The organism is Lacinutrix jangbogonensis (assembly GCF_000797445.1).
Classification (GTDB): domain Bacteria; phylum Bacteroidota; class Bacteroidia; order Flavobacteriales; family Flavobacteriaceae; genus Lacinutrix; species Lacinutrix jangbogonensis.
Window position 1 is genome coordinate 45941 of record NZ_JSWF01000044.1, and the last position, 20866, is coordinate 66806.

At 32.3% G+C, this 20866-nt stretch carries 16 protein-coding genes and 1 tRNA gene; 9 read left to right on the forward strand and 8 right to left on the reverse strand.

What is annotated here, in order from left to right:
• The first annotated feature begins 33 nt into the window (after positions 1–33).
• On the forward strand, positions 34–1332 hold the full coding sequence (locus tag RH82_RS16225) for a hydroxymethylglutaryl-CoA reductase, degradative (RefSeq protein ID WP_034062350.1): 1299 nt from the start codon (positions 34–36) through the stop codon (positions 1330–1332).
• Positions 1332–2252 (forward strand): GYDIA family GHMP kinase, encoded by a 921-nt coding sequence (locus RH82_RS16230; RefSeq protein WP_034062352.1) that lies wholly within the window; start codon positions 1332–1334, stop codon positions 2250–2252. Before RH82_RS16225 ends, RH82_RS16230 begins: the two co-directional genes overlap by 1 nt.
• Before the next feature lie 124 nt (positions 2253–2376).
• On the opposite strand, the gene RH82_RS16235 is transcribed toward RH82_RS16230, so the two are convergent.
• The 7 genes from RH82_RS16235 to RH82_RS16265 all read right to left on the reverse strand — a co-directional run bounded on the left by RH82_RS16235 (position 2377) and on the right by RH82_RS16265 (position 10625).
• The gene (locus RH82_RS16235) at positions 2377–4506 is read right to left on the reverse strand and encodes a peptidylprolyl isomerase (protein WP_034062354.1); all 2130 of its coding nucleotides are present in this window, start codon (positions 4504–4506) and stop codon (positions 2377–2379) included.
• Positions 4507–4667: 161 nt separating this feature from the next.
• On the reverse strand, positions 4668–5960 hold the full coding sequence (locus RH82_RS16240) for a hemolysin family protein (protein WP_034062355.1): 1293 nt from the start codon (positions 5958–5960) through the stop codon (positions 4668–4670).
• Positions 5961–6155: a hypothetical protein gene (locus RH82_RS16245; RefSeq protein ID WP_034062358.1), complete on the reverse strand. Its 195-nt coding sequence runs from the start codon at positions 6153–6155 to the stop codon at positions 5961–5963.
• Between the two features lie 526 nt (positions 6156–6681).
• Positions 6682–7236 (reverse strand): LPS export ABC transporter periplasmic protein LptC, encoded by a 555-nt coding sequence (gene lptC / locus RH82_RS16250; RefSeq protein WP_034062360.1) that lies wholly within the window; start codon positions 7234–7236, stop codon positions 6682–6684.
• Positions 7236–8564, reverse strand: a complete 1329-nt coding sequence (locus RH82_RS16255; RefSeq protein ID WP_034062361.1) for a tetratricopeptide repeat protein — start codon at positions 8562–8564, stop codon at positions 7236–7238. The genes lptC and RH82_RS16255 overlap by 1 nt, the downstream gene beginning before the upstream one ends.
• A 19-nt stretch (positions 8565–8583) precedes the next feature.
• Positions 8584–9900: a membrane protein gene (locus tag RH82_RS16260; protein ID WP_034062362.1), complete on the reverse strand. Its 1317-nt coding sequence runs from the start codon at positions 9898–9900 to the stop codon at positions 8584–8586.
• The gene (locus RH82_RS16265; protein WP_034062365.1) at positions 9900–10625 is read right to left on the reverse strand and encodes a type III pantothenate kinase; all 726 of its coding nucleotides are present in this window, start codon (positions 10623–10625) and stop codon (positions 9900–9902) included. Before RH82_RS16265 ends, RH82_RS16260 begins: the two co-directional genes overlap by 1 nt.
• A 191-nt stretch (positions 10626–10816) precedes the next feature.
• On the opposite strand from RH82_RS16265, the gene RH82_RS16270 reads away from it, so the two are divergent.
• Positions 10817–10892 (forward strand) — tRNA-Phe (locus tag RH82_RS16270).
• A 550-nt stretch (positions 10893–11442) separates the two neighbouring features.
• Positions 11443–11931, forward strand: a complete 489-nt coding sequence (locus RH82_RS16275) for a hypothetical protein (protein ID WP_034062367.1) — start codon at positions 11443–11445, stop codon at positions 11929–11931.
• 80 nt (positions 11932–12011) lie between these two features.
• Here RH82_RS16275 and RH82_RS16280 read toward each other — a convergent pair whose 3' ends face one another.
• Entirely contained in the window at positions 12012–13556 is a 1545-nt protein-coding gene (locus RH82_RS16280) for a hypothetical protein (protein ID WP_034062368.1), read from the reverse strand.
• Between the two features lie 149 nt (positions 13557–13705).
• Here RH82_RS16280 and RH82_RS16285 point away from each other — a divergent pair, with 149 nt between their 5' ends.
• The 5 genes from RH82_RS16285 (at position 13706) to RH82_RS16305 (ending at position 20728) form a co-directional block, all read left to right on the forward strand.
• Positions 13706–14881, forward strand: coding sequence for a 2-isopropylmalate synthase (locus tag RH82_RS16285; RefSeq protein WP_081979285.1), 1176 nt, complete (start codon positions 13706–13708; stop codon positions 14879–14881).
• Between the two features lies 1 nt (position 14882).
• Complete coding sequence (gene leuC / locus RH82_RS16290; RefSeq protein WP_034062369.1) at positions 14883–16283, forward strand: 3-isopropylmalate dehydratase large subunit; 1401 nt, start codon at positions 14883–14885, stop codon at positions 16281–16283.
• 1 nt (position 16284) lies between these two features.
• On the forward strand, positions 16285–16866 hold the full coding sequence (gene leuD, locus RH82_RS16295) for a 3-isopropylmalate dehydratase small subunit (protein WP_034062374.1): 582 nt from the start codon (positions 16285–16287) through the stop codon (positions 16864–16866).
• Between the two features lie 164 nt (positions 16867–17030).
• Positions 17031–18149: a 3-isopropylmalate dehydrogenase gene (leuB, locus tag RH82_RS16300; RefSeq protein WP_034062375.1), complete on the forward strand. Its 1119-nt coding sequence runs from the start codon at positions 17031–17033 to the stop codon at positions 18147–18149.
• On the forward strand, positions 18149–20728 hold the full coding sequence (locus tag RH82_RS16305; protein ID WP_034062377.1) for a phosphoenolpyruvate carboxylase: 2580 nt from the start codon (positions 18149–18151) through the stop codon (positions 20726–20728). The genes leuB and RH82_RS16305 overlap by 1 nt, the downstream gene beginning before the upstream one ends.
• The last annotated feature ends 138 nt before the right edge of the window (positions 20729–20866 follow it).

The following is a 20866-nucleotide window of genomic DNA, read 5'->3' on the forward strand; positions in this document are numbered from 1 at the left end:
GTTTAGTATCTTCGCAACTCTAAATAACACTTAATGAGCGCAACAATTTCTGGTTTCTCAAAACTATCTAAATCCGAAAAAATAGATTGGATTGTTAGTCATTACCTTTCAAATTCTGAAACTGCTAAACATACCATTATTCAATATTTTAATTCAGATAGCGAGCTACAACAGCTTCATGACGAGTTTATAGAAAACACTATTTCCAACTATTATTTACCCTTTGGTGTTGCTCCAAATTTTGTAATAAACAATACTATCTATGCCATTCCAATGGCGATTGAAGAAAGCTCTGTGGTTGCAGCAGCCAGTAATGCTGGAAAATTTTGGATGGCACGTGGTGGTTTTAAAGCTGAAGTGCTCTCAACTACTAAAATTGGTCAAGTCCATTTTATGTACCCAGGTGATTTTGAAGATTTAAAACAGTATTTCGACACTATTAAACCGAAACTAATAACAGACACTAAAGCAATCACTGCCAACATGGAAAAACGTGGTGGCGGCATTTTAGATATTGAATTACGAACCAGAACTGAAGATTTAAACCATTACTACCAACTCCACGCCACCTTTGAAACATTGGATGCTATGGGAGCAAATTTTATAAATTCGTGTTTAGAGCAATTTGCAAAAACGTTTAAAGCTGAAGCTGAGGAACACTTGAATGCTCCTATAGAAATTGTAATGAGTATTCTTTCTAACTACGTCCCAGATTGCCTTGTACGTGCCGAAGTCTCTTGTAAAGTTGAAGCATTAGAAGACAAAGGTATTTCCGGTCAAGTTTTTGCCGAAAAATTTGTTCGCGCTGTTAATATTGCAGAAGTTGAGCCTCATAGAGCTGTAACGCACAATAAAGGTATAATGAATGGTATTGACGCGGTCGTTCTAGCCACAGGAAACGATTTTAGAGCAGTAGAAGCTGGTGTACATGCCTATGCCGTTAAAAACGGTAAGTACACAAGCTTAACACATGCCAAGATTGAAGACGGCATATTTACTTTTTGGATGGAGATTCCATTAGCATTAGGTACTGTAGGCGGATTAACAGGATTACATCCTTTAGTAAAAGTAGCCTTAGAAATTTTAGGAAATCCTTCTGCTAAAGAACTCATGAAGATTGTAGCAGTTGCTGGATTGGCACAAAATTTTGCCGCTTTACGATCGCTAACTACAACAGGCATTCAAGAAGGGCATATGAAAATGCATTTAATGAATATTTTAAATCAGTTTAATGCTACAAACGAAGAAAAGGAGTTCATAGTAAATCATTTTAAAAACAATACCGTTACGCATAGCGCCGTGGTTTCTGAAATCGAAAAAATAAGACAATAATGCAACATTTTTACAGTCACGGAAAATTATTACTAACTGCAGAATATGTAGTTCTTGATGGTGCAAACGCCTTGGCTTTGCCAACAAAATTTGGACAAACCTTAACTGTTGAATCTATTGAAGAGCAAAAGCTAGTTTGGAAGAGTCTAAACCATGACAACGAAATTTGGTTTGAGGAGGAACTTAGTCTTCGTGATGGGCAGATTTCTTCGTCGATATCTGCTTGCAATAATGTTAGTAAAAGACTTATAGACATACTAAATAAAGCTAAACGTATTAATCCTGAATTTTTAAAAAACAATTCTGGCTATAAAGTAACCTCAAAATTACAATTCCCTAATGATTGGGGATTAGGCTCATCTTCTACGCTTTTAAATAATATTGCCCAATGGGCAAAAGTTGATGCTTTTACATTGTCTAACGCTACTTTTGGCGGCAGTGGTTATGATATTGCTTGTGCTCAAAATGATTCGGCTATTATTTATCAATTAGAAAACTCTAAACCAATAGTTGAGCGCACTCTATTTAAAAAATCATTTGAAGACGAATTGTTTTTTATTCATTTAAACCGAAAACAAAATAGTAGAGACTCTATAAAAACGTATAAAGACAATAAGAGTAATAGCCAAGCTATTATTTCAAGAATAAATACCATTACTACTGAATTAATTGCTTCAGAATCTATTGATACTTTTAATAATTTAATAGAAGCACACGAAACCCTAATTGGTGAAATAACAAATCAAACGCCTATTAAAAAACGTTTGTTTAACGATTTTAAAAACCAAATAAAAAGTCTTGGTGGTTGGAATGGAGATTTTGTTTTAGTAACAGGTAAAAAGCATTATATAAATACTTATTTTAAAAATAAAGGCTATAATACTATAGTGAGCTTTAAGGATATGATTTTGCAAAATTAAGGCGTCACGAATTTACTGTTATTTATCAATTATTGAAATTGTAAATATTTGATTTCATTATTAATTAACAAAAAAAAGCTTCGCAATGCGAAGCTTTTAAATTTTATATATAATTCTAATTATATTACTGAACTGTTTTTGCTCTAAAATCTTCAATTTCTGAAGCCTCTTTTAAAGCATTGTATAACCTTGTATTAATAGCATCAGATTTTTCTTTTGCAACTTGGTTAGTGTAAGATTGGTAGTTGTCTAACTCAACAGCTGGAGTTTTCTTAACAAGCTCTACCATATATACACCTTTTACACCTGTAATTAATTTAGAAGTTTGTCCTTCTTCTAAACCAAAAGCAGTACCCACAACAAGAGGCTCTGCTCCTGCACCAGCGATAGTTGGGTTTTTCATGTTAATTCCATTAGAAACTCTAACCGTCTGATTTTCGGCAGCTGCTAAATCTGCTAATGTAGTAGCACTTAATCTATCTTTTAATAATTTTGCTTTCTTTTCTTTTCTAATCTCTGGTAAAGCTGTTACAGAAGCATCTTCTGTATTCATTAAACCAGCCTCATTTTTACCAGTAATTTGAGCTACTATGTAACCATCTGTAGTTTCAAAACGTTTTGTATCTCCTACTTCAGCGCCATCCTCAAATGTCCAACGCACTAAATTTCTTAATGGTCCAACTCCTGGGATAGTTTCGTCTAGTTCTTTAATAGTACTGACAGGGTTAACTTGTAAACTATTAGCTTTAGCAGCGTCTTGAAAATCTTGGTTTTCAAGTAATACTTCAAAATTAGTTGCTGTTCTAAACACTGCATTTTCTGTATCTATCGAAGGCTCTATTACTCTTTCTATAGTTGCAACTTTATAGGCTGTTTTTTTAGATTTTCTATCTAATAACTCCATTACATGAAAACCAAATCGCGTTTTTACTACTCCTAAATCTCCTATGTTTTTTGTGATTTCAAATTCATTAAATTCTTCAACCATTGAACCACTTTGATGCCAATCGTAAACACCTTCATTAGCGATACTTCCTGTATCTGAACTTAATGCTACCAATCCAGCAAATTTTGATTTATCTCTTTTTACAATTGATAAAATACTATCGGCTGTTTTCTTAGCTTGCACTTCTGTTTTAACAACATTAGGTGCTGTGTTTAAAGAATCCTTGAATGGAATTAAAATGTGTCTTACTTTTAAAGAATCATAAGATTTTTCAGTTTCAAGTAATTTAGTAATATTAAACGTTTTTCCATTTCTATAAGGACCGTAAACGTCTCCAGCATTTAATTTCACAATACTATCTCTTATTCCTGTTGGAAAAGCTGAAGCATATTTAAATCTGTCTTGAAATTTAACAGCAGCATCAGATTCTGCATTTACTAACGTAACAACATCTTCTAAAGACATTGCTGAAAAGCTTGCTGTTTTTTCTGTTTGCTTAGTTGTTTCGTTATAAGCATCACCTCCATTAATAAAAGAAATCAATTCATCTTTAATAGCATTTTCATCTTCTAAAGAAGGTGCATTTTCAAACTGTACATATTGTAGATTTCTAGAAGCCTCAACTTCATATTTTTTCTTGTTTTTATTGATGTAAGCGGTAATTTCAGACTTAGATACTTGAACCGTACTATCTGGAATAGTAGTAAAAGGGATAGATACATACTTAATATCTACCTTTTCACTTTGTAATTTATGCTCCAACTCACCTTCTGCTACAGTAGCATTAGATGCTGCTTTAATCATGTTAATGTAATTTTGTTGCAACGCATTGGCAGCTACACCATCTTCTTGCTGAATCCATCTGTTATAAAAATCTGGATTAGGTGCATTTTTTAAATCCAAAATGTATTGATTTAAAATAGACTCATCAAAAACGCCATCTGCATTTAGAAATTGAGGACTATTTGCATACGTTGTTTTTAATAAATCGCGCATTTGCTCTCTACCAACAGTTAAACCCAATTCGTTATATTGAAATTCCATAACGGCTTTTCTAACCTCGATATCATAAACTTGATTCATGATCTGCGATTGTGTAGAGTTTGCATTGTTTCTTGCATCTACTTGTGCCATAAATGCCTGTCGCGAAATATCTTTTCCATTAATAGTTGCAACTACATCTGGAGATTTGTTAAATAATGCATCTTTATTATCGAAAAGGCTCGATAGTATAAACGCAAATAGCGCTAATGCGATTACCAAAATTAGTACTACTGTTTTCTGTCTTATCTTATTTAAAATTGCCATCTGTTGAAATAGATTTTATGCTAATTGTTATTTTGAAATATAGTGGGCGAAAATACCATTTTCTATTTAATAATAAAAGGAGAAATTAGCAATAATTTAAGAATTTTAAAAAGGAGCCCTTTTTATTACAGAATAAAAGCCTAAAGTGAGGTGTTTTAAGGTTAATCGTCTGTTTTTACTTTTAAAGCTACCAAATCTATTTTGGTATTTGAGACTTCTAGTATTGTAAACTGAAAATTATCTGTAGTAACAATATCGTTTTGTTGCGGAATTTCTTCTGTATGATCGACAATTAATCCACCAAGTGTTTCGTAGTTTTCACCTTCAGGAAGATTTAACTTATGAACTTCGTTTAAATAATCGACTTCTAATCTTGCTGAAAAGATATAATTTAAGTCGTCTATTTTTTCGTCACGAAGCACCACATTATCATGTTCGTCTTCAATTTCACCAAAGAGCTCTTCTACAATATCTTCAACTGTCATTATTCCAGAGGTTCCACCGTATTCGTCTAAAACAACTGCAATACTTTTACGCTTTTTTATTAGCACATTTAAAATATCGTTTGCTAACATGGTTTCGGGAACAAACTCAACATTCAAAACCATTGCTTTAATTGTTTTTGGCTTTTTAAAAAGCTCAAAAGCATGTGCATAACCAATAATATCGTCTATAGTGTCTTTATAAATTAATATTTTAGACATCCCAGTTTCTGTAAACAAGACACTCAAATTTGCAACAGAATCGTTAATCTCTAGCGCTACAATTTCTGTACGCGGAATCATAACTTCTCTAGCTTTAACCTCAGAAAATTCTAAAGCATTTTGAAAGATTTGAATTTCGGTATCTATATCATCATGTGCTTCAACAGATTCCATTTGCTCACTAATATAATGCCCTAACTCTACTTTTGTGAATTCTAGTTGTACTTGGTCTCCTTCAGTTTTAAAGAATTTTTTAAGTACAAAGTCTGAAATCCATAGTATGAAATCCGAAATAAAATTAAAAAGCAAATAAAATAGGTAAGCAGGAAAGGCTAACACCTTTATTAAAGTATTACTATAAATTTGGAAGAATACCTTAGGAAGGAATTCTGCAGTAAACAATATTACTAAAGTTGAAATTACAGTTTGCGACAACAGACTTAAATCATCGAGTACATATTTTAAAAATGGATAATCACCAACTAACGAAGTAAACCACTTCACTAATAAATCTCCCATAAAAAAGCCATAAACAACCAATGCTATATTGTTACCAATAAGCATAGTTGCAATAAATTTAGAAGGCTTTGCAGTTAACTTTGAAAGCATTTTAGCTAAAAAATCGTTTTGCTTTTTTTCTATTTCAATATGTATTTTATTGGCAGAAACATAGGCAATCTCCATTCCAGAGAAAAATGCCGATAACAGTAACGACACTATAATAATAACGATAATTACTGTTGTGGTCATTTATTGTTTATTATTTCTGTCGTCATACTTTTTATGAAAATGCCTTCTAAAGAAAAACATAAACGTTGCTAAAGCAAATAAAAACAGTGATAAATAAGCGTGGCTTCTATCTGCATTCCAGGTTGCAATACAATCGTATAAAAAATACAAGCCTGCTATTATATATATGTATTGAGAAAATTTTAAGTATTTCATGTGTAAATATCTATTGTTTTTTTTTGGTCACATGCTGTTCGCTATTAAACATTCTGTTGTGTGATAGACCTTTTTAATACGCTCGGTTCATGTGTAAATATCTATTGTTTTTTTTTGGTCACATGCTGTTCGCTATTAAACATTCTGTTCTATGATAGACCTTTTTAATACGCTCGGTTCATGTGTAAATATCTATTGTTTTTTTTTGGTCACATGCTGTTCGCTATTAAACATTCTGTTCTATGATAGACCTTTTTAATACGCTCGGTTCATGTGTAAATATCTATTGTTTTTTTATTGGTCACATGCTGTTCGCTATTAAACATTCTGTTCTATGATAGACCTTTTTAATACGCTCGGTTCATGTGTAAATATCTATTGTTTTTTTTATGATCACATGCTGTTTGCTATTACTCATTCCGTTAGGTGATGAAACTTTCCACATGCTAGGTTGAAAACATAATTAATTAGTTAAAGTAAAGATATGTAAAAAATTGAAATGTGTTATGAATATAATAATCTGGTATTATTCATTAACTGCAAAAAGACCGCTTACTTCTATTACTTCGGCTTTTGTGAAATCACGATCAGAATCGAAACCCTTACCTTTAGTTAGGTAGTCTTTAGATTTATATCTCACAGGTAAATTAGTAAAGAGCCATTCTTTTTTTTGGTCGAAATAGAGTTGATCGGCATACAAACTATCACCTTCGTGAGTAGAAACCACAACATTACCTTGCATGTCTATAACATCTGTTTCGCTATAAATTATGGCATAGTCTGCCACAATTGTTGTACGCTGATTTTGGTCATTAAAAATATGTAATGTTACACCTTCTGGGAATTCAGAATATCCAAATTTTCTGTTTTCGAAATCTAATAATTTTGGGCTAATTAAATTAGCAGCCACATGTCCAGAATCTGTACGTATTACATTAATATCTACACCAACACCTTGCGGTTCGTTTTCGCTAACACCAATTTTATTAACTTCTTGAAAGTTATTTGTACACGAAAAAAACAAAGTCATAGCTAATGCTATGACTCCGTTTCTAATAGTATGTAACTTATTTATCTTCATTAAATAGTTGGCACTGTTATATTTCTTCCAATCCAACAACCAATTTTAATTGTCTTTCCAGACATACCAGCAGAAAAAATATCTGTTTTAGATGGCGCTAATGCCTTGTACTTTGCAGCAATAGAGCTACTTGATTTTGCAGATTCCCTTGCAGCTAACCAATACATTGCTCTTTTCTCGAAGTTAGTTTTACCACAAGTTTTTACACTAGCGGCGTACATAGCAGCGATTTGCAAGTAAGGCTTTGTATCAGCAGCATTTAATTGAGCGGCTTTATTAAAGTAATTTCTTGCCTGACCATAACTTCCTTTACTCTTATACTCCAATCCAATATTATAATTAAGCTTTGCTAATTTTAATGGATCTGTTTCTAATCTAAATATTTCATCTAAATACTTTTGCTCTCCAGTTATACCATAAAGGTAACGTGCAACATCAGCAGTTGGTTCTAAAGAATATTTTTGCTTTACAACTTTAACAAACATTGGATCTGTTTTACAACCTTTAGCATAGAGCTTATTCATTGCTCTTTGTAACCAAACACCATCGTTTTTATTCTCTTCATAATCTCTTTGGTAAATTGGGATTAATACTTCGCAATTTGCTCTTGGTCCTAATTCACCATCTAAACTCTTAGATATTTTATCGAAAGCTGTTAAGGTTTGCGTATAGAATTTTTTGTATTTCTCCTCTTTACTAGATAAGCTTTCACCTTTAGCGATAAGCTGGTTTAACTTCATTGAATTTTTTTCAACTTCAATTCCAATTTTATCATTTACATCATCAAACTTATTAAACAACTGTTGAGGCGTTTTTTGTCCTTGATCATACTGGCTTACCATCATTTTAAAGTAAACATATAAACCTTTTGGGCTCTTGAAGTTTTTTAAATCAGACTTATAGATAGCATCATATTCATTATAAATTTGCTGATCTGTTAAACCTAATAATACTCTATTATCATACCTAAGTTCTGTTTTCTTTGCTCCAAATTTCCCTTTTGGAGACTTACTTGGGTAATTTCCCATTCTAGAATCCCACAAAGTAATTAGCTCGTTTATGTATTCTACTTTTTTAGCATCTGTAGTTGCTGCTTTTAATAAGCATTTAAACATATCTTCTCCATACTTATATAAACCTGAAAGGTTATATTTTGGACAATCTTTTAATGCCTTTCTATAATAAGGAAGTGCTTCTTCACACTTTTTACCTTTAACAGTCTCCGCGAACAAAGACATATTTGTCATACAATCTTCATTCCCTTGAGCAAAACTTGAATTGAGCCCTAAGAATAAAAATGCTATTAATAGTGTAATGTTAGTTTTCATAATCTTAGTGTTTGTGTTATTAGTCGAATTTTCTTTTCTGGAACCATCTATCGTTTAAAGATAAACTTATTTTAAATTTTAGAAAGTTTTCTTGAATTAAGTTAGCCTTTGTTGTGCCACGTTTACCTATTTCAAAACCAAAATTGGCATTCGAGAATGGATTTCTATTTGTTCCAACTGGTAAACCTACTCCAAAAGATATGCCAAACTCTCTAATAGATTCATTTTGCACAACTAAACCTGTGTTTTCAAAACGCAATCCGCCTCTATAAACAACACGCTTCCAATAACTTGAAAAAGAATTATACTTTGGAATAAAAAACCCACCTAAGGATAATACTGAAGAGTCCTCGAAGGTCGTTCCTGTGTTATCATATAGCGCATTCGAAAATTCACTAGTATTTTCTTGTGTGTATTCTACACCCGCAAACCATTTTCTTGGCGCACCTATTCCTGCCCCAAACGCTAATTTAGATGGTAAAACTAATGTAGTTTGATCTAAACCAGCAGCAGCTAAATCGGCTTCAATTGTACTAACGGCAAATTCTGCTCCTGAAACACTATTTATTGTAATGTTAGAGAAAGAGCGCACGTTCGCAGAATTAATATCGCTTGAAGGTTGAAAAGTTATAGCAGATTGTAATTCTAATTTATTTGTAATCATCTTTTGGTAATGCACACCAAAATTAAAATTAATTCCACTTAAATCTGATCTATTTGTTTCACGTGATTGAGTCTGAAGTGGTTCACCTGCACTATTGTAACCAAACTCAACTGTATTATTTTGAATATTTCCGAAATCGTAATTAGCGTCAACACCAAAACTTATTTCATCTGTAAGTTGATAACCAAAAGAAAGAAAAGCTTTATTTAAACCTCCTTCTCCTCTAAACCGTGTATCTAAATCTCCTGCAGCATTATTTGTTTCTAATCTATAACCAACCGCAGTATACGGTAGTAAACCAAAACCAAAACCTAGCTTCCCCAAAGGAATAGATAAAGCAAAGTAATCGAATGTCGAAGAAGACACGCGGTCCTCGCTAGAATTCGTTTTCAAATTAGTTGAAGTGTGTCCACCACCTATAGCAAATTTAACTGGGTGACTTTCATTGTTAAATAATTCAATATTATTACCACCATATGTAGCAGGATTTCTTAAGTTTATATGAATACTGTCTTTATAGATACTCAATCCACCCATACTCACGTTCTCTACTGTACCTTTAAACTTTAGACTCCCAATTCCGTAAAAAGAATATGGTGAAGCTGTTGTTTCTTGAGCGTAACTTTGAATTGCAAACAGTGCAATAAAAACTAATACAAGTTTTTTTATCATTATTTATTATAATTTAAAATAAAATTCAAACCTTCTAAAAGGAAATTAGAATTCGCAAATATGCTACTTTTTAATTGTTTAGACAACATTTTTGCATCTCCTCCTGTTAAAATAACTGTTAAATCTTGATATTTTTCTTTATACTGACTTATACAACCATCAATTTCGTTTAAAACACCATTTACAACTCCAGAATGCATAGAATTTGCCGTAGATTCTCCAATAATATCTGTAAGAAATTCTACTTCTAATAACGGTAAATTAACTGTTTGATTATGCATCGCTTTGTAGCGCATTCTAAGACCTGGTGAAATGGCACCACCAAGATACTCGTTATTAGTATTAATAAAATCGAAAGTAATGCAAGTTCCTGCATCTATTATTAGCACATTATTATCTGGAAATTGTTCTACAGAAGCACAAACTAATGCAATACGGTCTATACCTAGTGTTTTAGGCGTACTATATAAATTGTAAAAAGGCAGTTTTGATTTATGTGATAATATTTGAAGTTTAAATTCTTTCTTCAAAAATTTTAATGTTTTATCATCTAATTTTCCAACTGAAGATATTATTGCTGCAGTAATACCATTCTCCTTTTTTTGAATTTTTTTTATTTCAATACTACAGTTTTTAGTTTCAACACGCTGTTTATCAGATAACTTATTGTTTTTAAAAACAGCAAGTTTGGTGTACGTATTTCCTACATCAATTATTAAATTCATAAACTAAATTGAAAAACAAACTTACAAAATTGAAGTTATAAAATCTAGGCTATTTAACTGATATTATGACTAATGAAATACATTTTCATCTTTAAAAAAACACAAAACTTAAAAATGAATTGAATTTTTGTAAATTTTCCTTTGTCAATAATAAAAAGGTATATATATTTGCACCCGCAATTACAGCGACTGGTGCCTTAGCTCAGTTGGTAGAGCAATGGACTGAAAATCCATGTGTCCCTGGTTCGATTCCTGGAGGCACCACCACTAATAAGCCTTAAACATTTGATTTCAAATGATTTAAGGCTTTTTCGGTTTTTATAATCCCTATAATTTTTAGAAAATCTTTTTATTTTAGTTCAATTTCATATAAAATAGCTCAAGTAAAAATTAAAAAATTTAAGAGTAAAATTCGATTTTTTTATATAAAAATGAAAAAACTCTACTTTTAAATTTCAATTAGTATGCATTTCTAATTTTTGCAGAAAAGCAATTACATCTGAATTGTTTACTCTTTTGGAATTGAAAAATCTTACTTAAAATCAGCAATTGGAATAAGCCCAAACAAAAAGAAACTTAGTAGAATTGGATTGTATACACAAACCAAAAAGTAATAACAAGAGATACCACCTTATATCACTTATTGTTCAAGTACTTGTATGTTGGAAAAACATCCGAGATAGTGAGTTGAAATATCCTACTAAAATCGAATTACTGATAAATATAAGATCTGTTAAAAGGAAAAAATATTTAGATTGAAGTTTGTATTAAAATTAGCAATGTAATACCTTCACCTTATAAATGAAAATAAAGAAAAATGAGAAAAATAGTTGTATTAGTATTAGCGATTGCGAGTTTTACACAAGCAAATGCTCAAGGAAGTGATTGGATTAAATTAGGAATCCATGCTGGCTTACCAATAGGAGATGTTACAGATTCTCACGCTCTTGTATTAGGGCTTGATTTAAAATATCAATTTTTAAATACTAATAGTTATGCCGTAGGTATTTCTACTGGATACACAAATTATTTTGGTGAAGACGAAATAGAAGATATAGGAATTATTCCTATAGCAGGTTTGTTTAGATATTATCCTACAAAAAACTTTTTCTTAGGAGCAGATTTAGGATACGGTTTCGCCAGATCTGGAGATGAAGATGACAATGGGTTTTATTATAGGCCTGAAATAGGTTATCACGATAATAATTGGAATATTTATGGTTTTTACCAAGGCATATCTTTAAATGAATTAAATCCATCTTCTATAGGAATTGGAATCAGTTTTAATATTGTTAGAGGTAGCTAATAAATATTAAATACTTAACAGAATGAAACAAAAACACAACTACAAAAAATGCATTTAAAATAAATCATATTTTTGTTCTATCATGTTTTTTTTGCTAAATATTTAGCTCTAATTATAGTGCTTACTGGCTTGTTTTCAATCTTACTTTCTAGCCAAGAAATAATATCCAAATACAAAAAAGCACGACGCTCGTATGGGTGATTTTCATATGTTTTCAAAGTATCGCGTAAGGCTTTAAATGCATTTTTTAAGTCTTGAGGATAAATATCCTGCAAACCTTTAATAAATTTTATCATTTCCTTTTGTACTTCATGAAGGTCATTCATCTTTATTAAAAACTTGTAAGTACTTCTTAGCAATGTGTCTAAATGATAATCTAATCCTGCTTCGTAATGCGCAACCAAATTCAATACTCTAGAAAAACATAACAAATCTTCACGCATGGAAAGCGATTTATTAGAAATAATTTTATCTAAATACTTTATACATTTTTTATTATTACCAACTCCAAAATGCAAACTTGCAAACTTGTAATAGAATATCATTTTATGATGCTCATCTACTCTACTTTCAAACTGGATTAAATCTTTTTCAATTTGTGGAATTAATGCTAGTCCATCTTCAAAACTGCCATCTATAAAATGCTGGTTAATGCCATGAAAATTAAGATATAGAAAAGATAACGACTGCACATTTTCGTCTTTTGGAAAATTTGAACCTTCAATTCTAGATTTCAATTTTGAATACGTTTCCAAAAATTTTGGTTTATTATTTACAAAAAAGATAGATTCAAGCAAATAGTTATTCCCTTTTAAAAAGAACACAGGATTCAAGTTGACCATATCTGGATACTGATAAAACAAATCCACCCATTTTGATGCATATTTATAACAATTTAAAAAATCTTGCATTAAAAAGTTGTACCATAAATGCGTTTTATAAAACCATAATTTCTCTCTAAAACCTACTTTAGACAGTTCAAATTCCGGTAATCTATCCTTAAAATATTTAGTTACTTCATTACTCTCTATTTCATTTTTTACATAACCAGTTTTTAATATTATACCATATAATTGAAGTGAAAGATTAGACAGTTTACTGGTAATCACATTTAGTTCGCTTAACTCTTTTGCTTGAATGGTAAGCTCATCTGCTCTAGTACTTATACTTCTAGTTATGTATTGTGCCTCAATAATTTTCTCTAACTCTACAATTTCAAAAGCTAGATTTTTTTCTTCATTCGTAATTGCAACATCTTTAGCTCTATCTAAAATTTTCAAGCTTTGCTTATAGAGTCCTTTATGATATAATATTGAAGCAAAATCTAATTGCTCTCTAATTTGCAATCTAATATTTTGATGAGAAGGGTTTAGTTTTAAACTAATAAGAATCTGCTTATACAAATGTGCTTTTACATTTGCTAACTGCTGCTTTTTAATTTGGGTTGACATTAATATAGAAACCTCATCGTAATTCTTGAGCTTATCCAAAACCGTAAATAGGTTTAAAAATTTAGAATCTGTGTTTACACCCAATCGACCAACGTACAATTTAAATTGGCGTTTTTCCGACTTGTTTAACGATTTAACTAAGGCGAATAAATTATCTTTTTGGTCTTTAGTCATCAACTAATGATTAGTTTAAATACTTGATTTTTAGATTTTTATGTCCAATTTCAAAGATTGAACATCGTAACACTTTAAATAGTGCTTACTAGTAACGAATAACCAAAGTATAAATTAGTCTTTCAATAGAAAAATAAAACACTCTTTAAATGTCAAATAATAACATACAAATTTTCGATACAACGCTTCGTGATGGAGAACAAGTTCCTGGTTGCAAATTAAATACTGAACAAAAAGTAATCATCGCAGCACAATTAGATTTATTGGGAGTGGATGTTATTGAAGCAGGTTTTCCAGTCTCTAGTCCAGGCGATTTTAAATCTGTTGAAGCTATTTCAAAAATAGTGAAAAATGCAACAGTTTGCGGATTAACAAGAGCTGTTGAAAATGATATAAAAGTCGCTTCGGAAGCATTAAAATATGCAAAAAAACCTAGAATACATACTGGAATTGGCACTTCAGACTCACATATTATACACAAATTCAAATCTAATAGAGAAACAATTATCGAACGTGCTTTTCAAGCCGTAAAATACGCTAAGTCCTTTGTTGAAGATGTAGAGTTTTATGCAGAAGATGCAGGACGTACAGACAACGAATATCTTGCTAGAGTTTGCGAAGCTGCTATAAAAGCTGGCGCCACAGTATTAAATATTCCAGATACAACCGGTTACTGTTTGCCTAGCGAATATGGTGCAAAAATTAAATACTTAAAAGAAAATGTAAAAGGCATTGAAAAAGCTATTTTATCTTGTCACTGCCATAACGATTTAGGTTTGGCAACTGCTAATTCTATTGAAGGCGTAATACATGGCGCAAGGCAAATAGAATGTACTATTAATGGTATTGGAGAACGCGCAGGAAACACCGCTCTAGAGGAAGTTGTAATGGTTTTAAAACAGCATCCTTATCTTAATTTAGATACTAATATCAAAACAGAAATGCTGTATGGAATGAGCCAATTGGTTTCAGAAAGCATGGGTATTTACACGCAGCCCAACAAAGCAATAGTAGGCGCAAATGCTTTTGCTCACAGTTCTGGGATTCACCAAGATGGTGTAATTAAAAATCGTGAAACATACGAAATTATAAACCCTAAAGATGTTGGTGTAACAGATTCTGCTATTGTACTAACCGCAAGAAGTGGTCGCGCTGCATTAGCTTACAGGGCTAAAAATGTAGGTTACGAATTAACCAAGCTGCAATTAGACGATGTCTATTCTAATTTTTTAAATTTTGCAGACAGAAAGAAAGAAGTAAACGATAAAGATATTCACCAAATTATCGAAACTAGTAATGTCTATAGACAAATAATAAGCGCATAGTATGAGTAAAAAAACATTATTCGATAAAGTTTGGGATGCACATGTGGTCGATAAAATAGAAAATGGTCCACAGATACTTTATATAGACAAACACTTAATACATGAGGTAACAAGTCCGCAAGCTTTTAATGAATTAGAAGATCGCGGAATTCCTGTTTATAGACCTAATCAAATTGTGGCGACTGCAGATCACAACACACCAACAGAAAATCAGCATTTACCAATTGCGGACTTACAGTCCAGAAATCAATTAGAACAACTCTCTACAAACTGTAAGAAAAACAATATTACACTATACGAATTAGGCCACAAATACAATGGTATTGTCCACGTTATGGCTCCAGAACTAGGCTTTACACAACCAGGAATGACAATGGTTTGTGGAGATAGTCACACCTCAACTCATGGCGCATTTGGCACTATAGCTTTTGGTATTGGAACAAGTCAAGTCGCACAGGTTTTTGCAAGCCAATGCCTATTACTTACAAAACCTAAAAGCTTAAGAGTTACGGTTAATGGCAACTTAAAAAATGGCGTACTACCAAAAGACGTTATTCTTTACATTATTTCAAAATTAGGCACCAATTCTGGAACTGGTTATTTTTGTGAATATGCAGGAGATGTGTTCGAAAACATGTCTATGGAAGGCAGAATGACCGTTTGTAATATGAGTATTGAAATGGGAGCTCGTGGTGGCATGATTGCTCCAGATCAAACTACTTTTGATTATGTTGAAGGAAGAGAATACGCTCCAAAAGGAGAAGCATTTAGCAAAAAAGTAGCCTATTGGAAAACGTTACCAACAGACGAAGGCGCAGCTTTTGATAAAGAATATACTTTCGAGGCTGAAGACATAGAACCGATGATTACCTACGGCACAAATCCGGGTATGGGAATTAAAGTTTCGGAGAATATTCCAAATAATAAAGATGCTTCATTTGTAAAGTCTTTAGAATATATGAATTTTGAAGCTGGCGAAAGCCTAATCAACAAACAAATAAACTATGTGTTTATTGGTAGTTGCACCAATTCTAGAATTGAAGATTTTAGAATTGCCGCCAAATATATAGAAGGCAGACAAAAAGCAGATAATGTAATTGCTTGGCTGGTTCCTGGAAGCAAACAAGTAGAAACTCAAATTATAGAAGAAGGCTTAAAGGACGTTTTTGATGCTGCTGGTTTTGAGTTGCGCCAGCCTGGTTGCTCAGCTTGTTTAGCAATGAACGACGATAAGATTCCGGAAGGCGAATATTGTGTGTCAACTTCGAATAGGAATTTTGAAGGCAGACAAGGTCAAGGCTCAAGAACCATTTTGGCAAGTCCGTTAGTAGCCGCTGCAACAGCAGTTGCTGGAAAAATAGTAGATGTAACAAAAAATATTGAAACATTAGAATTCTCATAATATGGAAAAATTTACAACATTAACATCAAGAGCAATTCCTTTAGATATTGCGAATGTAGATACAGACCAAATTATTCCTGCGCGTTTTTTAAAAGCAACTGATAAAAAAGGCTTTGGTAACAACGTGTTTAGAGATTGGCGTTATAACAAAGAAGGTTCTGAAAACACAGCCTTTGCTTTAAACAATAAAAATTATTATGGAAGCATATTAGTAGCTGGAGATAATTTTGGCTGTGGCTCTAGTCGTGAGCATGCTGCTTGGGCTTTAGTTGACTATGGTTTTAGAGTAATCGTTTCTAGTTTTTTTGCAGATATTTTTAAAGGCAATGCATTAAATAATGGTTTATTGCCTGTTCAGGTAACCGCACCTTTTCTAAATGAACTACTAAATACCATAAAAAATAATCCGGATACAAAAATTATCGTTAATTTAGAATTACAAACGATTTCTGCAGGTGATAAATCTGAATCTTTTGACATTGATTCATACAAAAAAACATGTATGATTAATGGTTACGACGATATAGATTACTTGCTAAGTAAAAAAACAGAAATTGAAGCCTTTGAAAACGCACTTGGCTAGTTAGCGCGTTAATGATAGAACGGTATGTTTGAGCTTCTCGAAGAGAGCGAGTAGAGAAAGCCTGACCTTTAGGTAACGCCCAAAAAATAAAATAAATATAAAGAGATTTCCATAATTTACACTGAGCGCAGTCGAAGTGCGGAAACAAAAAAAATAAGTATAAGATGAAATTAAATATTGCAGTTTTACCAGGTGATGGTATTGGTCCAGAGGTAACCAAACAAGCTATTAAGGTTTTAAAAGCGATTGCTTTAGAATTTGACCATACGTTTTTATTCAAGGAAGCTTTGGTTGGTGCAATTGCTATAGACACACATAATAACCCGTTACCAGACCAGACTTTAAAGTTGTGCAAAACGAGTGATGCCATCTTATTTGGTGCCATTGGCCACCCAAAATACGATAACGATCCTAGTGCAAAAGTAAGACCAGAACAGGGCTTACTAAAACTTAGAAAAGAACTAGGCTTATACGCAAATGTTAGACCTGTAAAGGCTTACGATACATTATTAGATAAGTCTCCTTTAAAAAGAGAAATTATTGAAGGCACAGATATTAGCATTTACAGAGAGCTTACTGGCGGTATTTATTTTGGCGAAAAGAAGCTTAGTGACGACGGAAATGTGGCTTCAGATTTATGCGAGTATTCTCGTGGAGAAATCGAACGCATTGCACATTTAGCATTTAAAGCTGCGCAAAGCAGAAGCAAGAAAGTGACATTAGTGGACAAAGCAAATGTTTTAGAAACTTCTCGCTTATGGCGAAAAGTAGTCACAGAATTAGGAACACAATATCCAGATGTTACGCTTGACTTTTTATTTGTAGATAATGCAGCCATGCAAATGATCTTAAATCCAAAACAGTTTGATGTTATTTTAACCGAAAACTTATTTGGCGATATTATTAGCGACGAAGCTAGTGTTATTGGTGGATCTATTGGCTTATTAGCTTCGGCTTCGGTTGGAGACAAGTATGCAATGTTCGAGCCCATTCATGGTTCTTATCCACAAGCTACAGGAAAAGGGATTGCCAATCCTGTTGCATCTATTTTAAGTGCTGCTATGCTATTGGAGCATTTTGAATTATTTGACGAAGCTGACTTAATTAAAGAAGCTGTAGACAAATCTTTAAAGCTTAATGTTATAACACCAGATTTGAATACAATTTACGATAACGTTTCTACTTCTAAAGTCGGTGATTTTATTGCAGATTTTATAAGCAACCCAAAAGATTCAAATCTTAATTTTACAAACATTCACTTAGGACAATCCACTATAATTTAATGCCTATACAACCCAAACTAAAACGTTTTAACCAAAATGTTTTATCGAAGTATCAAATATACAATAGTATATTTATGACACTACCTTTTGATACCATTACAAAAACAGGTACCCTTTTACCGCTTTTTCATGAGACTTGCAAAAAAGGATTTGCAAAGCAAGACAACCCAACAACTATTGTTGATACGTTTTTTAAAAAATACCAATCGAGTCGTTCTCAAGAAAGTCAGACCAATTTATTATTTAGATTTATTCAATATATAGAACGTCAGGTAGTGTTGTTTGATGCCATTGAAGATGCTGCTTTTCCCGTGGTTAATAATATGGATGGTATTGGAACATTGCGTAGTTTAAAAGAAAGCGCAACAGCAGAAAACAAACTAGAAACACTAAAAGAATATCTTGAAGAATTTAAAGTGCGAATTGTTCTAACTGCACATCCTACTCAGTTTTATCCTGGTTCGGTTTTAGGTATTATTACAGATTTAACCGCTGCCATTAAGGGAAACAATTTGCTTCAAATAAATGATTTGTTAGCGCAATTAGGAAAAACACCATTTTTTAAAGATAAAAAACCAACACCTTACGATGAAGCCGTAAGTTTGATTTGGTATTTAGAAAACGTGTTTTATAAATCCTTCGGAACAATTTACGATTACATTCAGCAAAATATTTTCGATGGAGAACACATCGATAACGACATTATAAATATTGGTTTTTGGCCAGGAGGAGACAGAGATGGAAATCCATTTGTTACTCCAGAGATTACACTTAAAGTTGCGAATAGATTACGTGAAACGATTATTAAAAACTACTATCGTGATGCCAGAAGATTGAGAAGAAAACTAACTTTTGAAGGTGTAGAACATCGTATTGTTGCTCTAGAAACAGAGCTATATAAAATTATTACTAACGAGAAATCAAGCTTAACTTTAGAGTCTTTCACCTCAGAATTAAAAAGTATCAAACAAACGATAATAGACAAACACCAATCGCTTTATGTCACTGAAGTGAATAGTCTATTAAACAAAGTACATCTCTTCGGATTTCATTTTGCAAATCTTGATATTCGTCAGGATAGCAGAAAACACGAACAGTTTTTTAATGATATGGTGAATACCATAATAGAAAATGGTAGCACTATATTCCCAAAGAACTATCATGATTTATCAGAAAACGAACAAGTGCAACTACTCTCTAAAGTTGAAGGTGAAGTGGATTTATCTTTAATTAAAGATGAAGAAACTTTGAAAGCTTTAAAAACGATGAAAGTTATAAAAACCATTCAAACTACAAATGGTGAGGTAGCTGCAAACCGTTATATAATTAGTAATAACCAAACAACTTTACATGTTATGCAGTTATTTGCAATGCTAAAATTAGTAGCCTTTCAAGATAAATTAACTATTGATATAGGCCCTTTATTTGAAACCATTACAGATTTAGAAAACGCACCTCAAGTCATGGAAGAGTTATATACTAATCCAGAATATGCTGCACATTTAAAATCTAGAGGAAATAAACAAACCATTATGCTTGGTTTTAGTGATGGCACAAAAGATGGTGGTTATTTAATGGCAAATTGGGCAATCTATAAAGCAAAAGAAAACCTTACAACCGTTTCTAGACAATACGGGATTACTGTTATTTTCTTCGATGGGCGTGGTGGACCTCCAGCACGTGGTGGTGGGAAAACACATAATTTTTATGCCTCTTTAGGCCCAACAATTGAAGACAAAGAAGTACAATTAACCATTCAAGGTCAAACAATTTCTTCTAATTTTGGAACCTTAGATTCGTCACAATATAACTTAGAGCAACTAGTTAGTTCTGGTATTTATAATAGTTTAAGCGATAAAAACTCAAACATGCTTGCAGAAAATCGAGAAGTAATGACAGATTTATCTGAACGTAGCTATAAAGCCTATTCAGCTTTTAAAGCGCATCCTAAATTCATTTCGTATTTAGAGCACATGAGTACTTTAAAATATTATGCAAAAACTAATATTGGTAGTCGTCCTTCTAAACGTGGAAAAGCAGAGGGCTTGGTTTTCGAAGATTTAAGAGCCATTCCATTTGTAGGCTCTTGGAGTCAATTAAAACAAAACGTCCCAGGATTTTTTGGTGTTGGTACAGCACTTAAACATTATGAAGATATTAACGAGTTTGAAAAAGTACAGCATTTATTTAAAACATCAGATTTCTTTAAAACACTAATTGAAAACAGTATGATGTCTTTATCTAAATCGTTTTTCGATTTAACAAAATACATGAGCGACGATCCTGAATATGGCGGATTTTGGAATGTTATTTATAAAGAATACGAAACTTCAAAACGCCTACTTTTAAAGCTAACTGGTTATACAGAACTCATGGAGGAAGAACCTGCTGGAAGAGCATCTATAGCTGTAAGAGAATCTATTGTTCTACCATTGATAACGATTCAGCAATATGCCTTAAAGAAAATTCAGGAGCTAGAAAAAGCACCCGTTAGAGATGATGCTCAGATTGCTATTTACGAGAAACTAGTAACACGCTCTTTGTTTGGAAATATTAATGCGAGTCGTAATTCGGCATAGAATACATACATCGTTTAACATTACGACCTGTCAATTTATAAAATCCGACAGGTCTTCTTATAAATAAAATTGAGATATTAACCAAAAAAACTTAAAGCCAAAGCCTTGAGGTTTCTCTAAATAAAAAATAATTATAAA

Coding starts and splice junctions, on each gene's coding strand:
- RH82_RS16260 (WP_034062362.1), bottom strand. CDS start 9,900: ATGATAAAAAAACTTGTATTAGTTTTTATTGCACTGTTTGCAATTCAA.
- RH82_RS16265 (WP_034062365.1), bottom strand. CDS start 10,625: ATGAATTTAATAATTGATGTAGGAAATACGTACACCAAACTTGCTGTT.
- leuB (WP_034062375.1), top strand. CDS start 17,031: ATGAAATTAAATATTGCAGTTTTACCAGGTGATGGTATTGGTCCAGAG.
- RH82_RS16245 (WP_034062358.1), bottom strand. CDS start 6,155: ATGAAATACTTAAAATTTTCTCAATACATATATATAATAGCAGGCTTG.
- RH82_RS16275 (WP_034062367.1), top strand. CDS start 11,443: ATGAGAAAAATAGTTGTATTAGTATTAGCGATTGCGAGTTTTACACAA.
- RH82_RS16285 (WP_081979285.1), top strand. CDS start 13,706: ATGTCAAATAATAACATACAAATTTTCGATACAACGCTTCGTGATGGA.
- RH82_RS16305 (WP_034062377.1), top strand. CDS start 18,149: ATGCCTATACAACCCAAACTAAAACGTTTTAACCAAAATGTTTTATCG.
- lptC (WP_034062360.1), bottom strand. CDS start 7,236: ATGAAGATAAATAAGTTACATACTATTAGAAACGGAGTCATAGCATTA.
- leuC (WP_034062369.1), top strand. CDS start 14,883: ATGAGTAAAAAAACATTATTCGATAAAGTTTGGGATGCACATGTGGTC.
- RH82_RS16235 (WP_034062354.1), bottom strand. CDS start 4,506: ATGGCAATTTTAAATAAGATAAGACAGAAAACAGTAGTACTAATTTTG.
- RH82_RS16255 (WP_034062361.1), bottom strand. CDS start 8,564: ATGAAAACTAACATTACACTATTAATAGCATTTTTATTCTTAGGGCTC.
- RH82_RS16240 (WP_034062355.1), bottom strand. CDS start 5,960: ATGACCACAACAGTAATTATCGTTATTATTATAGTGTCGTTACTGTTA.
- RH82_RS16280 (WP_034062368.1), bottom strand. CDS start 13,556: ATGACTAAAGACCAAAAAGATAATTTATTCGCCTTAGTTAAATCGTTA.
- leuD (WP_034062374.1), top strand. CDS start 16,285: ATGGAAAAATTTACAACATTAACATCAAGAGCAATTCCTTTAGATATT.
- RH82_RS16225 (WP_034062350.1), top strand. CDS start 34: ATGAGCGCAACAATTTCTGGTTTCTCAAAACTATCTAAATCCGAAAAA.
- RH82_RS16230 (WP_034062352.1), top strand. CDS start 1,332: ATGCAACATTTTTACAGTCACGGAAAATTATTACTAACTGCAGAATAT.